Source organism: Xenorhabdus bharatensis (assembly GCF_037996705.1).
Classification (GTDB): domain Bacteria; phylum Pseudomonadota; class Gammaproteobacteria; order Enterobacterales; family Enterobacteriaceae; genus Xenorhabdus; species Xenorhabdus bharatensis.
The window spans coordinates 31,344-47,509 of sequence record NZ_JBBMXG010000002.1 but is presented as its reverse complement, the minus strand read 5'-3'; the positions used below and the strand labels follow the sequence as shown (position 1 = coordinate 47,509).

Below are 16,166 nucleotides of genomic sequence, written 5' to 3'. Positions count from 1 at the left end.
TTATTAATTTGTTGGCTTCCAGGCACCACTTTCAATACCTGACACTAAATCATTCACGGCTTCGCGGATTGCCAAATCTAAAACCTTGCCATTCAGAGTGGAGTCATAACCCGAAGTACCGCCAAACCCAATAACTTCACGGTTGGATAGCTTGTACTCACCGGCGCCTGCTGAAGAGAAAACGACTTCAGAAGTTTCTACATTCACCACATTCAGCATCACTTTTGCATAAGCGATCTGTGATTTACCACGACCTAAAATTCCCCATAACTGGTGGTCACCCACTTCCTTGCGACCAAATTCAGTCACTGCACCAGTAATGATATAATTTGCCCCTTTTAACTTCTGTGCCTTACCTTGTAACCCGGCTTCTGTTTGCAATTCGGCCATATTCGTGCGCTCCAGCACATTAAAACGACCGGTTTGCTGTAAATCTGTCACCAGAATAGTTTTTGACTGGTTACCCAAACGATCAATACCATCAGAGAAAATACCATTCTGGTAGCTTGAGCGGTTTTCAAACTTACCCACCGCGATAGGGCTGCGAATGCCTTTGTAAGTTGTGTTATACGAGGAAACTTTTTGAACCTGAAGTGTTGATGAAGATTCTGTTGCACAACCGGCCAGCATGAGTGAAGCCAGACAAACAGAAGCTAAAGTCAGTTTACTTTTCATTATTATCTTCCTGAAAATTTTTTGATTAACAGCTGTCTGGTCAGTTATACCTTTATATTATCTTTCTGGTTTCTATTTCAGAGAAATTGAGTATATACAGGTAGATATGACCAAGATAAAACGGCCAAATAATAGGTTTTATCATGGGAAAAGTCCATGAAATAAAACATGATATTATCAACAACACCCAACCATTATAGTTAAATAAAACTGAAGATATTCAACCTAAAAATATCATTATAGAAATACCCTATATCGCAGAGTATTATGTTAAAATAACCGAAAAAAGCAGGAATAATTATATAAACCATGACTTAAATGATACTTAATCCTCCTTACAGCTCATCTCACACCAGGCCTGCTCTGCTCCACTATACCCGATGAATTTTGAATATCATTACGGCAATAAAATTGCTGATTATTCTCTAAAAATAGAAATAACGCGCTAAAAAAACCGAAAAACAAAATAAATAGAATATTTAAAATGAATAAAATAAAAAAATAGCCCCTCTATTTTCAAACAATATAAATCTTAAATAGTTTAATTAATGATTAAATAATATTTAATAAGCATCTATTTCATTCCGTTATTTTTATTTAAGACGCTAATTTCATACAAAGATCTTACCATGAATCGATTAAGCTTAAATAAAACATAAAAATGAATAAACTAAATTTACATCCATCAGAACAGATGAATTTTCATCCATCCCTTATCGTCAATAAGAAAAAACTAGATTAATATTCTAAATTATATCATAATGCAAATAATAAAAAGGATTTAATACTAACGGGATGTTTTGAGCAAGTTCGAATGTGATAAATTACATCGTTTTTTCTCTGGTTGTTTAAATTTTCAATATTACAGACAATCACAACCTCCTGATATAAAAAGAAAATGATAAGCCGTTATCATTTATGCCTAAAAATGACTCTTCCCAAAAACGTATTAAGCCAGAGTCATCCGGAAAACATTTTCTTCATAAAATTCTTTAATATCAACACACATTAATTCATTTTCTGAGCAAACAGTTCTTTGGTGTTTATATGGTATGTCTCTCTGTTCTTAGCTAATCCCGACCCCAACACCAAAAATGTAAGCGAGAACTATTATGAAAACAGCAAAAAAAGGTAATCAGTCCATGTCCCATGTTTCTTCGGCGGCAAAACGAGCCAATATGACAGAAGCTGAATGGAAACAGGCCATAAAGTTCAATGGCACTGACATGGGTTGGGTAATCATGAGTATTGGTATGGCCATAGGAGCAGGGATTGTTTTTCTTCCTGTACAGGTTGGTCTGATGGGGCTATGGGTTTTCCTGCTCTCTTCAGTTATCGGCTATCCGGCTATGTATCTTTTTCAGCGGTTGTTCATTAATACACTTGCCGAATCACCCGAATGCAAAGACTACCCCAGTATTATCGGGGGTTATCTTGGTAAAAACTGGGGGATTTTATTAGGTGTGCTCTACTTTATTATGCTGGTAATTTGGATGTTTGTTTACTCCACTGCAATTACCAACGATAGTGCCTCATATCTACAAACCTTCGGAGTGACCGATAACTTACTATCCGAGAATCCTTTTTATGGGCTGGCCTTAATCTGTATTTTGGTGATGATTTCTTCCCGTAGTGAGCAGTTACTATTTAAAGTTTCCAGCCTGATGGTAACGGTAAAATTAGTTGTGGTCGCTGCACTGGGTCTTTCCATGATTGGCATGTGGCACCTATACAATATCGGTGCGCTTCCTCCTTTTTCCATGTTGATTAAAAAAGCCATTATTACGCTACCTTTCACACTGACTTCCATTCTGTTTATTCAGACACTAAGTCCGATGGTTATCTCTTATCGAAATCATGAAAGCAACCGTGAAGTTGCCCGTTATAAGGCACTGCGGGCGATGAATATTGCCTTTGCTATCCTGTTTTGTACGGTATTTTTCTATGCTGTCTCTTTTACGCTGGCATTAGGACACGATGAAGCAATCAAAGCTTATGAGCAGAATATCTCCGCACTTGCGATTGCCGCACAATTCTTCCCCGGTGGCTGGGTCATTTTTGTCAGTGTCATGCTCAATGTCTTCGCTGTCATGACCGCTTTTTTTGGCGTTTACCTCGGCTTCCGCGAAGCCAGTCAGGGAATAGCCATGAACCTTCTCGGGCGGTTAATGCCTGCTGCAAAAATCCATGAAAAGTGGGTCCAAAAAGGCATTATGGCATTTGCTATTTTATTAGCATGGGGAGCTATCATTCTGAATGCCCCTGTTTTAAGTTTCACCTCTATCTGTAGCCCAATATTTGGGATTGTCGGCTGTCTGATTCCAGCCTATCTGGTTTATAAAGTCCCCAGCCTTCATCACTACAAAGGAGTATCACTCGTTTTAATTATCTTCACAGGGATCTTACTGTGTATCTCTCCTTTTCTGGCCTTTTCCTGATGTGACAAAAACAGTCACTGGCTGTTTTATGATTAAGATTTATTTACAAATAAAGGTCTTCCTTAATGGAAGGCCTTTATCAGACACATTTCAACCCGCCTTTCTGTTATCTTTGCGCATTTATACCCCTTCACCTTTCAAGCTTCCTCTTTGTTGGCTGCGCTCATTCACCCCGGGAACATGGTTATCTATGCTCCCGAAGATGAATTCTCTTACCGCCGCGGTGCAACTCGAAATCCATTGGGTATACCTCTATTACCGTTTTTATAAAAAATACTCAATAAACTTCAAGTTACAACGGGTAATATGAAGCGAGTTCTTATATCTCCCCGCGTCGCGGGGAGATATAACACGCATCTTGAAGTTGAATTAGTATACGATTACCTATTTCCCCAAAATGACAACCTCTCATTCAGGAGGCAGATTTTAGCTGGATAAATTCATTTCTTAACTCCCACAATGTATCTTGAAATCCATAAGGCATTTGTGTTATCAGATACCTTTAATAAACTATTATTTCAATGATAATAGTCATTTTTTATTAATTATAATTTATATTTATTTAATCATTTGTCCTGTCTGAATAGAAATAATAAAACCCATTTAAATTCAAATGAAATAATCACATATAAAAATAGTAACCATAAATAATAATTATCCACTCCATATCCATTGATCATTTAACACCCTAAAACCCTCCCGTTATTGGTATTAAAGTGTCCACTATCATCATTAAATATTAAACATCGAAATAAAATATCGCGCATTCAAAAAACATAAAATATTAATCCAAAAAATATCTCATAGAGTCTTTTTGCAGATATTTAGCACACAAAATAAGTGCATATTTTGATCTAATTAGATAAATCATTTACTTTTTCCACTAAATGCAGTAAAAAGACGAAACCATTACACCCTAAAGGAACAATATAAGAATAAAAAACTAAAAATAAAACCCAGTAAAATGTTTAGTTGCAAAATTTAGCCAAACAACATTCTTAGTAGAATTATCTTTATAATTAGCCCATTCTATTCACGAGGGTTACATAACAAATATTTACACTTTCTCAATAAACATTTTCATTAAAAAAAGATAAATAGAAGCAGCAAATTTCTTCATTGACTGTTTTCTAATTATATTAATCTGGTATTTATCCAATCATGTTGAAAAGCTCTTGTAGCTTATTGTATTCGATTAGTTTAAATAGCCCCGTTATTAATATCTGATCGATCTGATGTAATAGGAATGATAATTTCATGAAGCAACGTAAATTTTTAACCCGATATGAAATAGATGCAATCTTGGCAGAAACAAAACAAGGACGTCATGCAGAACGAGATTATTGCATGTTATTGATGTGTTTTATTCATGGCTTCAGGGTCAGTGAGCTGTGTAATTTATGTTTATCCGATCTCGATTTAAATTCATCAATTATTCATATCAGACGATTAAAAGGTGGCCTGTCAACAACACATCCACTCATCCCGGAAGAAATTGAAGCACTAAAAAAATGGCTGGATGTACGCCAAAAATGGCGAGAAGCTGATGCTCCATGGGTTTTCCTCTCCCAAAAATCGGGAGCGGTTTCACGGCAACAAGTTTATGGATTACTGAAGCGTTATGGCAAGCAGGCTGCAGTCAGTGTTTCTCCACACCCTCATATGCTAAGACATGCCTGTGGTTATGCACTGGCTGATCTCGGTCGTGATACACGTTTAATTCAGGATTATTTGGGGCATCGAAATATTTCACATACCGTGATTTACACGGCCAGTAATGTAAAACGTTTTTCTAACATTTGGGAGACACACTCTAAGTGACTTTCCATCTATACACTTCGTCTTTCAAGTTGCCTCTTTGTTGGCTGCACTCGTTCACCCCAGTCACATAGTTATCTATGCTTCTGGGGATTTACACCCTTGCCACCGTGATGCATCTTGAAACCCATTATGTTTATATTCCCTGTTTTTACTAACATGATCTATTATTGCAACGATCTCCACTACCTCTTCTGTGGAAGATTGCAGGTAAAAAAACAGGTGAATTCATCATAATGCAAATATGAACTTTAACGTATGATAAATCTGATTTATGTATAACATTTGTCTTTATTGTTTTGCATTTGTTAAGTAACTGCTTGCTGTTTTTATAACACTTAAACTCCAGGTTAGAATTTATAATATAAATTTCTATTTAAATATGTGGCAGAAAATTTCTACCTATACTTAATAATACACATTATGAATTTCAGGTTGCAGCCAGTAATACAGCACCTGAAAGGTAGATAGAGAAAAATGCATCACCCAGCATCTCACTGCGATGAATCGATTTCACCAGCAAAGAGGCAGCTTAAAAAATGAAGGGAGTATTCCCTTCATTTTTCAAGTTCAGTAAAACAGGTATCTTGTTATATAAAACATGCCGAACTATAGCTGTGCAAATTTTTCCCTGATCTTCTGCTCTGGCAGATCTACTCCAATAAAAACCAGCACACTTTGACGCTGTTCATCATCACGCCATTCACGATCCCAGTCTGCACTGTACAAACGCTGCACTCCCTGAAACAACAACCGGCATGGTTCTCCCTGAATGGCAAGAATACCTTTATAACGCAGTAAATTATCAGCAAAACTCAGTAACAATTCTTCCATCAAATTTGAGACTTTAGTTAATTCAACTGAATGGTTCAGAGTAACAACTATCGACTGAACACTATTTTGGTGTTGAGGGATAAAACGAAAAACAGGCTGTGCAATAGTCAGCTTATCATTCAAGATAAAACCTTCCAGATCGAAAAACAGACCTAAATCAGCCTTACCATGCACGATCTTATGGATCGGTGCTCTAGCATTGATCTTCAGTAATCGCTCAATTAATGCGTCATTCTCAGGGGCAATATCTGTTTTCGTCAACAAAAGCCGATCAGCATATCCTACCTGTGATTGCGCAATGGAAAAATTATCAAGCTGCTGTTCTGCATGAACCGCATCCACCAGTGTAATAATGCCATCCAGTAAAAAACGCTGACACAACACCTCATGAGAAAAGAAAGTCTGAGTGATTGGGCCGGGATCTGCCATCCCCGTACACTCAATAATCAGGCGATCAAAAACAAACTGTTTGTTATCAATGCCATCTAATAAATCAAGTAAAGTATCTTCCAACTCATTTGAGCGACTACAACAAATACAACCATTGCTGAGTGTTTTAATTTGTGTTGCTCTATCGCCGATGAGTTCATTATCAATAGGTACTTCACCAAATTCATTTTCTATGACAGCAATTTTATAACCATGTTCCGCATTAAGAATATGCTGCAATAATGTCGTTTTCCCTGCTCCTAAAAATCCTGTAAGGATGGTCACTGATATAGGTTTCATTTTTCCTGCTTCACTATAAAAATTGTTTATTTTAAAGATAATTAAAATCTGTAATCAACAATAATACACGATTTGAACAATCAGATTAATCCAGTTACTCCAATTCTAGAAAAATAATACCATGCCGATAAAAATAACTTATTTTCTCATCTTTGTATTAAAAAACAACGCCAGCAGAATACTATTTATATTAATGGAGATGGGCCATGAAAAAAAACAAAAGAATTGAGATGGATCAAATCCCTTATAGTACCGGGACTCAGGAAGAACTATCAATTGATATTGCTATTATTGGGGCTGGTGTATCTGGTCTATATTCAGGATACCGTCTGTTAAGTGGTCATTATTCTGATAACTCCCCTCATCCTGCAAGTGTACATATTTTTGACTTAAATCATATGATAGGAGGAAGATTACTCTCTGTTAACTTACCCGGAATGGATATTATTGGTGAGTTAGGAGGAATGCGTTATTTAACATCGCAAAAAATCACTACTTCATTAATTGAAGATGTTTTCAAATTAGATTATGGACCCTTTCCAGAAAGTGATTCACCCAATAACTTTGTCTATTTGCGAGGTCAGCGTTTCAGAGCAGATATATGGTCTGAAATGCAAAAAAAAGACAAGAAATTCAAAATACGATACTTTCTTAATGATGATATTCAAGGATATAGTGCATCACAGCTATTTAATAAGATTATATATGATGTTTTAGTTGCAGACCCTTGGTTTAAGGAAAATTATGGCAATCTAGTTGAAAAAACAAACAAGTATGATTACAAATTTAAAATCAGCCTACGACAGTGGGATATCATCAAAAAGAATATTACCTATATTAGAAAAGGAAGCCCCTATGACAAAATGAAAGTCAAGGACATCGGATTCTGGAATTTAATTAAAGATCAGGTCGGACAGGAAGGGTATAATTTCTTATCCGATGCCGGAGGATATTATTCAAATACCATAAACTGGAATGCTGCTGAATCAATGTCTTATATGGTAGGTGACTTTACACAAACTGATATAGAATATCGAACTATTAAAAATGGATATGACCAACTAGCCTATGCTTTAGCAAAAGCCTATACAGACCAAAACGGTGCTAAACTATGGCTAAAAAACACCTTAATCACTTTTCAACATAATAATGGCGGAAATCGTCGTTACTCATTAAAATTCAGAAATGAAAACAGTCAGACTTATTGGACAGTACACACTGACACTATTATTCTGGCAATGCCAAAACAATCCCTTAATCTTCTGGATCAATACAATTTTTTCTTTGATAAACATTCACACCCCAAATTAAATAAGAATATTAATACTGTTATTCCTGAGCCATCATTAAAATTATTAATGGGATTCGAGTATCCGTGGTGGAATAAGCAATTTAAAACCAAGTCCGGTGCATCCATTACTGATTTATCTATTCGCCAATGCTACTACTTCGGCACAGACGATAAAAATTCACATTCATTATTTCTATCAAGTTATAACGACATGCGGTCTGTAACATTTTGGAAAGCACTGATACCAATAAAAGATAAAGATGCTATCTATGAACCCAGTGAAACTCGTATAATATCAAAAGAAAAATTGAAAGAATCTTCTTTACCCGGAGAGCCTGTATCTAAACATTTGGTCAAAGAAGCAATGAATCAGGTTCAAGAACTACATGGCATTGATATTCCACCTCCTTATATTGCCAGAATTCAAGACTGGTCTAAGGATCCTTATGGAGGCGGGTATCATGCATGGAAAGTCGGAGTATCTGTTGACGAAGTCATGCCCTTTATGAGGCATCCAATAAAAAATGAATCAGTGCATATTATCGGTGAGGCTTATTCAGGGGATCAGGGCTGGACTGAAGGAGCATTTTGTGTCACAGAAAAGTTATTACAAGAAACATTTCGTCTTAATTGGCCTGAGTGGTTAGATGAAGAATATTATTTAGGCCGATAATTATCTATACACAATGAATTTAAAGATAGAATACTATTTTAGTCTTAATCGTGTTTGGCGTGCAATCTGTGTCTGGTTTTATAGTTAATAAATTAAACTTTAACAATAAATAAAATTGGAGAATATAGATGAATCGACATGATGTTATTAAAACGGAATCACTATTAAAAGATCATGAAAATAAATATATCCATAATAAAAAATATGATATCTGTGTAATAGGAGGAGGAATTATTGGTTTGTGCACTGCTTATTATGCCGCTAAGTCTGGTAAGAGTATTCTGCTGATAGAAAGGAATACTATCGGAACACAAGACTCAAGCTCAGCAGGGCATGTCAGAATGTGGAGAACCGTTTATGATGACCTTGAACATGCCAAATTATCTTTCAAATCCGGAGATATGTATCATGATTTAGAAAAAGAGCTGAATTCTAAATTCATGTACATGAATGGATTACTCAATTTTGGTATAGCAACAGGTGAAACACCACAAGGCACTCTCTTCGGGCCAGTAAGAGTATTAAAAAAGCTCAATAAAAAATATGAAGTAATTACCAAAGATGAACTGGAAAGTAAGTATCCTTTCAAAAACCTGCCCGATAATTATATGGGTTTATATAGCCCTGATAATGCAACCATAGATGTCAAGAATATTATCAAAAAACTTGGTCAATACTTGAAAGAGTCAAATAATGTTACCGTTACTGAGGAAACAAAAGTCTGTAAAATAATCAGCCGCCAAGATGGCGTTTCGATTATAACAAACAATGGAAGCTATAAATCTGATAAAATAGTAATTACCTCTAATGCTTTCACCAATCAAATATTACCTAACTCATTAGGAATAAAAATAAATTATATTATTTGGGATATGTGTTTTTCATATTATAAACTAACAGGAGAAATTCCGGAAAAAAACTATCCTATGTTTTTTCAATTTGAGAATGCTAAAAATGGTTACAGCAACCTGTTCTATGGCTTTCCTAGTTATGACTTTGCAAGAAAGGGCTTTATCCGCCTTGCCGTAGATTGGGCTTCGTATACTTTTGATAATGTGGAAGAGAGATGTTTTGCACCAAAGGAATTAGATATTGATATAACCCGAGATTTCGCTATCAAATATATGAGGGGAGTCGATACAACCCCCATTGATATGGCAAGAGCATTACATGCTGATTTACCTGATAATACGGCCGTTCTGGATTTTATACCTCAACAATATGATCAATACAAAAATATTATCTTATCATTAGGTGGCTGGTCATTTAAATTTGCCCCATTATTTGGCAAAGCCTGTGCCGATCTTGCATTAAACGGAAGTACTTCTTTTAATATCTCTCCATTCAGGATAGACAGAAAAAATATTATTCAGCCAACTTAGCCACCAGATTGACCTGACTTAGCCTGAGGCGCGATCGACACTTTTTGATAAAATAAGGTGACGAAGCGCCTCAGGTTTGTACCGTCTACACTCACTAACAACAACGCATTCCCCCTTTCCCATCACCACCATAACGTGCGTTCTGGCGTTCACGGAAGAATTCTTCATAAGTCATATAAGGTTGGTCAGGGTGGTTATCCTTCATATGCTGTACGTAAGTATCATAGTCAGGCACTCCCACCAGCATCCGGGCTGCCTGACCTAAATATTTTCCGGCACGACCAAGATTACCAAACATAACACGCTCCTATAACTGTTCTCAAAAGTGATTTCCTTAATGCTATACCTTAAAACTACACCTTAAAACTACACCTTAAAGAAATACCCCACATAATACAAAACCTATCATGTGGGGTATCGTGGTTGCCAAAGCTACTCTATGGCTTAAGTATTAGCATCAGTGCGTAGAAGATACTTTTACTCCACCTTCCGGAACAGGAACATAAGGCGTTTCTTTATCTGTACGCTCTGGGTTTTTATTCGCTTTTATCGCAGTTTTGATACCATAAACAATGATGCTATAGACCACAATAAGGAACAAAATGCTCAGGCCAGCATTCGTATAGTTGTTCACGACAATATGGCTCATATCATTGATCTGCTGAGCAGTCAGATCTGCTCCGCCTTCCGCAATACGTTGCTTATATTCCTTCGCCAAGAATAAGAAACCTTCCAGCTTAGGATTATCGCTGAATAATTTCAGCCCTAATGCCCATGTAGTACAAATCAACAGCCAAATAGCCGGTACAACCGTGACCCAAATGTATTTAGTACGTTTCATTTTGATCAGCACAACCGTACCCAACACGAGCGCAACAGCTGCCAGCATCTGGTTCGAAATGCCAAAGAGTGGCCACAGGCTCTTAACACCGCCCAGTGGGTCGACAACGCCTTGATATAACAGATAGCCCCACATTCCCACACAGCCTGCTGTACCAATTATACTGGCAATCAGAGAATCCGTTTTTTTCAGAGATGGCACGAAATTGCCCAACAAATCCTGCAACATAAAACGGCCGGAACGTGTCCCTGCATCCAGAGCAGTCAGAATGAACAACGCTTCAAACAAAATACCAAAGTGATACCAAAAGCCCATATCTGCGGCCGGAATGATCTGATGGAATACATAAGCAATACCCACCGCCAGAGTTGGTGCACCACCCGCTCGGTTCAGAACCGAAGGTTCACCAATGTCTTTTGCCGTTTGCAGAATTTGATCAGGTGAAATCACAAAACCCCATGAACTTACTGTGGCAGCCGCCTGAGTGGTGACATCCTGCAAAGCCGCCATAATTACAGGCGCTTCAGATGTGCCCAGATTATGCAAATCCGGCATGGTAATACCCAGTGCCGATGGCGGTGTATTCATGGCAAAATAAAGCCCCGGCTCGATAATGGATGCCGCCACTAAAGCCATGATCGCAACGAATGACTCCATCAGCATTGCACCATAACCAATGAAACGAGCATCCTTTTCGTTTGCCAGTAACTTAGGTGTCGTGCCCGAAGAAATCAGAGCATGAAAACCAGATACCGCACCACAGGCAATCGTAATAAACAAGAATGGGAATAACGTACCTTTCCAGACAGGGCCTGTACCATCAACAAATTGTGTTACAGCCGGCATTTTCAGATCAGGATTGAGGATCACAATGCCAACCGCCAGACCAACAATCACACCGATTTTCAGGAAAGTAGCCAGATAATCGCGTGGTGCCAGAATCAGCCAAACAGGCAGCAAGGCAGAGACAAAGGCATAACCAATCAAGGCATAAGTAATGGTGGTATCTTTGAAAGTTAAAGCCGGCCCCCAATAAGGATCAGCGGCGACAACGCCACCAAACCATATCGCAGCAATCAGCAACAGGATACCGATAACGGAAACTTCACCGACGCGTCCCGGGCGGATATACCGCATATAAATCCCCATGAACAGAGCAATGGGAACTGTAGAACAAACGGTAAATACTCCCCACGGACTTTCTGCCAGTGCTTTCACGACTATCAGTGCCAGAACGGCCAGAATAATGATCATAATCAGGAAGCAACCGAACAAGGCGATGGTTCCCGGAACCCGCCCCAGCTCTTCTTTAACGATCTCTCCCAATGATGTTCCATTGCGGCGGGAAGACATAAACAGCACCATAAAGTCCTGTACTGCACCGGCAAGAACAACCCCCGCCAGCAACCATAATGTTCCCGGCAGATAGCCAACCTGTGCCGCCAGTACTGGCCCGACTAACGGCCCCGCTCCGGCAATAGCAGCAAAGTGGTGACCAAACAGAACATTTTTATTGGTTGGTACATAATTGAGGCCATCATTATTAATAACCGCCGGTGTTGCCCGTGTTGCATCCAGCTTCATCACCTTAGTGGCGATATAAAGGCTGTAATAGCGATAAGCAACCAGATAAACTGCCACCGAAGCAACAATTATCCATAAAGCACTAACATGTTCTCCCCGACGCAGTGCAACAACTCCGAGGCAAAATGCCCCAATTATCCCCAGTATCATCCAGGGGATATGTTTTAAAAATTTATTATTGTTCATAAAACACCCTTTTTAAGGTAAGACGAACAGCAAGTTACTCTTTCATTTCTCCGCTTCTATACGCCAGTTATCCGACTACCGCAGGAAGCGATACTACTCGCCACACTGTACTATGATACGAAACTTCTTCCGCCGGGATGGGAAGGATCTGCGCTAACGGTGAAATAACACATTAAGCGGTCAGAATCCTTCTATCAGTGGTTTTACAGTGGCTTTAGCGTAAATATTTCGTGAATATACTTATCGTCTACAAGCCAAAATCAATGGCATCATCTTTCAGGCTGTTAAAGTCAGCATACTTACCATCAAATGAAATGACAGTGTGTTGATCGTCGCATTGCTGCTCAGAGAACCAGTGACATTCAGAAGATAACCGAGGTTCTTCCACCCCCAGCCACGTGGATAACATAGGTAAAAGGTGAAACCCGCTGCGGTGAGCATCGATTTTGGTCTTAACGTTATAGTCATAGCCAGTAATGACGAAAGGCACCTGATAATTCTGTTTATTGGCATCACTATGGTTCAGATTCTCTTTATCCGTACCTTTACGCACAAAAGACAAACCATGATCTGCAAAATAGAGCATCGTCCAGTTCAGTTGGTTGTGTCTGGCGATATTCTCAATTTCAGCCAATAAACTGTCCGTATTATGGATGCTCTGTACATAACAGGAGATATCTTTGGAGTGAAAATAGTGGCTGTATTTATTATTAGTTCTGGCACAGGGCTGGGGGTGTGAACCCATCAAATGAATGGCAATCAATCTCTTCTTATGGCCCTGTTTCAGGGCATTACGGATATGAGGCAATAAATTTTCATCCGGCATGTAGCTCCTATCATCTGAACTTCCCTCTTTCAGAAAAACAGAGTGCGTAGCCTGCTGACCTATCATTGCGGAAGGAGAATCAAACCCGCCTTTCATTCCCTGATTGGAAATCCAGTGAGTTTCAAAACCAGCCTTATTTGCCAGTGTAATAATACTGTTATTCAACTTAATCTTATTTTCCTGACGCATTGCCAGTGAGTTCGTCAATGAAAGCTGAGTGGATGGTGCAGCAGAAATATAGTTAGTCAGTATTGTTGCATTCGTTTTATCCAGCCAGGGTGTGTTTTTCTCAGGGAATCCATATCCCCCTAAAAAATCCCGACGGACACTTTCGCCAATAACCATAATGTAGGTATCATATTTATCTTCTTTAACGGTGGGCTGCCAGTCATCCTGATATTTGATAACGCTGGCAAACCGGTTATTTTCAGACATAACCTTCACATAACTTTGGTAGGCATCTTTGAAAAAGCGGATTTCAGGTAAACTGGTATTCAGAAGTTCATAGCTATCCACAAAACCCGACTTCACATATCCCTTAACAGGTGACCAAAATGCAGAAATAAAAAACAGTGCCAATAACCATTTCTTCCCTTTTGCTGAAAAAGTGACATTTAATTTTACCGAGCAAAACATCAGAACAAAAATAGCCAACACAGTCACATAAGTTGATACAGGAAACCCACTGATATATTCCAGTGTTTCATTCCGGTTTGTATAGAGCACTGAACCGACAGCATTGATATCCGGAAAACCGTAGTTGAGACCAAGCGGTGCGTACAATATTCCGACAATGGAAAACAGAGCGATCAGTACGGCATATAAACGTTTATTACTGGAAGCAAGAAATAAAAAGAATGCAAAAGCACTACAAACATATATTAATTTTAACTGATATCCCAAACAGTTATGGATCAGTAATATCAGCAGAAAAAGAGAGATTAAATAAAAAATGTTTTTATTTTTATAAAGTGAGGACATAATATTATCGGTATTCCTTATAACCATAAATATTGTTGTAAGTCAGTTCCTTTATTGTTTATATATCCAGAAAAACGATGGCTATACTAAACAATAGACTTTAATTTCCGATAATACTACGTCATAGCAGACTATTAGAAAACAAAAAACAGCCTGCTTAAAATCACAAAGAAAGATAACTATTAGTTATGTACAAGTCCGGGAAGCTCGCTACGCTCAAATATCTCACGTTCCTCATCCCGTAAGGTCAAAACCCTGAAACCGTCATGCGTTACCAGAATAGTATGCTCAAATTGAGCTGATAAGCGGCGATCTTTCGTTGTCACAGTCCAGCCATCTTTATGCAGCTTAACCTCTTTTTTCCCCTGATTGATCATCGGCTCAATCGTGAATGTCATCCCTTCTTCCAGTACAATTCCTTCACCAGCACTCCCATAATGCAGAACCTGAGGCTCTTCATGCATACCGCTCCCGATACCATGACCACAATATTCGCGGACAACACTATAATTATTCGCCTCAGCATACTGCTGTATCGTCTGCCCGATATCCCCTAATGTGATCCCTGGCTTGACAATCCTGATGGCTTTGTACAGACACTCTTGTGTTATCTCCACCAGCCGTCTGGCATGCGAGGGAACTTCTCCGACACAAAACGTGACACTGCTATCGCCATAGTATCCCTCTTTTTTTACTGTCACATCCACATTAACAATATCACCATTTTTCAGTTTCTTATCAGATGGCCAGCCATGACAAACGACATGATTAACGGATGTATTGACTGTATAGGGAAAACCATACTGCCCCAGACTACCGGGAATTGCGCCCAGTGAATTAACGATATAATGATGACAAAACTCATCTATTTCTAATGTCGTCACTCCGGGGACTATAATCGGACGAACAGCTTCAAGAACCTGCCCCGTCATACGTCCCGCAATCTCCATTCGTTTTATTTCTTCTGCATTTTTAATCAATACGCCTGTACTATCAGCCATTCATTTTCTCTTATTTTTTCAGTAGGTAGAGTCTTCTATACCCATTCAACTTCAAGATACAAGGACTCGCCTCATATTACCCGTTATAACTTGAAGTTTATCGAGTATATTAATCATGCCCTTGCATAAGTGAATAACTCAAGCTATTTATTAAAATTTGTTCGCATTATCATTATAAGGAATTCATACTGTAATGATGCCTTACTGAACTCATCTATTTCTTTGTAAATTATTCAAGTCATTAAGGGTAATAAATGAAAAAGTTTTATCAATTAAAGATTACACTTACAGAAACAAAACCCGCTATATGGCGTCGCTTCATTGTCCCGTCCAATATTTCATTGGATAGATTACATGATGTCATTCAAGTTGTAATGGGCTGGGAAGATAGTCATTTACATGAATTTATTTTTGATTCTAAACGTTTTACCGAAAGACCTGAAACACCAGAAGAAGGCCATGAGGAAGGGAAGTTCAAACTGGATTCACTCATCAAACGCAAAGGAAGTCAATTCATCTATCTTTATGATTTTGGTGATTCTTGGGAACATGAAATCTTGTTAGAAAACAGTAATTATTCACCGGAAGAATTACCAATGCCGATATTCTGCCTTGAAGGAGAACAATCCTGTCCTCCGGAAGATTGTGGCGGAGTCTATGGCTATAGGGATCTGCTTAATATTCTTAATGATCCGGCCCATGAAGAATATCAGGAAATGTTTGAATGGGTACATGGTGAAACTGAAGTTTCCCCGGACAAGGTATTTTCACCTGAAAAATTTTATTCCGAAGAAGTCAATAATATGCTGGCCCTATATTATCGTTGGTCAAGAGATCGTTATCTGTCTTTATTCGGGTGAAATAGCTAATTCGCAATATTATAAAGGGCCTTTGCTATTTATCCCAG

The 16,166-nt window shown here is 38.4% G+C and carries 11 protein-coding genes; 5 read left to right on the top strand and 6 right to left on the bottom strand.

Annotated elements, in window-relative coordinates; genetic code table 11:
- Positions 1-3 precede the first annotated feature (3 nt).
- Positions 4-675: a CsgG/HfaB family protein gene (locus AAC855_RS01895; protein ID WP_340607949.1), complete on the bottom strand. Its 672-nt coding sequence runs from the start codon at positions 673-675 to the stop codon at positions 4-6.
- Positions 676-1,787: 1,112 nt separating this feature from the next.
- Between AAC855_RS01895 and AAC855_RS01890 the strand changes: the two genes are divergently transcribed.
- Positions 1,788-3,113: an SLC5/6 family protein gene (locus AAC855_RS01890; RefSeq protein WP_340607948.1), complete on the top strand. Its 1,326-nt coding sequence runs from the start codon at positions 1,788-1,790 to the stop codon at positions 3,111-3,113.
- Positions 3,114-4,370: 1,257 nt separating this feature from the next.
- Positions 4,371-4,934 carry a tyrosine-type DNA invertase gene (locus tag AAC855_RS01885; RefSeq protein ID WP_340607947.1) on the top strand — a complete coding sequence of 188 codons (564 nt, stop codon included), beginning with the start codon at positions 4,371-4,373 and terminating at the stop codon, positions 4,932-4,934.
- A 606-nt stretch (positions 4,935-5,540) separates the two neighbouring features.
- On the opposite strand, the gene yjiA is transcribed toward AAC855_RS01885, so the two are convergent.
- Positions 5,541-6,494 (bottom strand): GTPase, encoded by a 954-nt coding sequence (yjiA, locus tag AAC855_RS01880; RefSeq protein WP_340607946.1) that lies wholly within the window; start codon positions 6,492-6,494, stop codon positions 5,541-5,543.
- Between the two features lie 206 nt (positions 6,495-6,700).
- On the opposite strand from yjiA, the gene AAC855_RS01875 reads away from it, so the two are divergent.
- Together AAC855_RS01875 and AAC855_RS01870 are read left to right on the top strand one after the other, a co-directional pair.
- Positions 6,701-8,458 (top strand): flavin monoamine oxidase family protein, encoded by a 1,758-nt coding sequence (locus tag AAC855_RS01875; RefSeq protein WP_340607945.1) that lies wholly within the window; start codon positions 6,701-6,703, stop codon positions 8,456-8,458.
- A 128-nt stretch (positions 8,459-8,586) separates the two neighbouring features.
- Complete coding sequence (locus AAC855_RS01870) at positions 8,587-9,840, top strand: FAD-dependent oxidoreductase (protein WP_340607944.1); 1,254 nt, start codon at positions 8,587-8,589, stop codon at positions 9,838-9,840.
- Positions 9,841-9,934: 94 nt separating this feature from the next.
- On the opposite strand, the gene AAC855_RS01865 is transcribed toward AAC855_RS01870, so the two are convergent.
- From AAC855_RS01865 to map, 4 genes are all read right to left on the bottom strand, one after another.
- Positions 9,935-10,138, bottom strand: a complete 204-nt coding sequence (locus AAC855_RS01865; protein ID WP_047678653.1) for a YbdD/YjiX family protein — start codon at positions 10,136-10,138, stop codon at positions 9,935-9,937.
- A gap of 159 nt (positions 10,139-10,297) precedes the next feature.
- Entirely contained in the window at positions 10,298-12,451 is a 2,154-nt protein-coding gene (locus AAC855_RS01860) for a carbon starvation CstA family protein (RefSeq protein ID WP_340607943.1), read from the bottom strand.
- A gap of 247 nt (positions 12,452-12,698) precedes the next feature.
- Positions 12,699-14,258 (bottom strand): phosphoethanolamine transferase, encoded by a 1,560-nt coding sequence (locus tag AAC855_RS01855; RefSeq protein ID WP_340607942.1) that lies wholly within the window; start codon positions 14,256-14,258, stop codon positions 12,699-12,701.
- Between the two features lie 182 nt (positions 14,259-14,440).
- Positions 14,441-15,259, bottom strand: coding sequence for a type I methionyl aminopeptidase (map, locus tag AAC855_RS01850; protein ID WP_340607941.1), 819 nt, complete (start codon positions 15,257-15,259; stop codon positions 14,441-14,443).
- A 254-nt stretch (positions 15,260-15,513) separates the two neighbouring features.
- Here map and AAC855_RS01845 point away from each other — a divergent pair, with 254 nt between their 5' ends.
- Positions 15,514-16,119, top strand: coding sequence for a plasmid pRiA4b ORF-3 family protein (locus tag AAC855_RS01845; protein ID WP_340607940.1), 606 nt, complete (start codon positions 15,514-15,516; stop codon positions 16,117-16,119).
- The last annotated feature ends 47 nt before the right edge of the window (positions 16,120-16,166 follow it).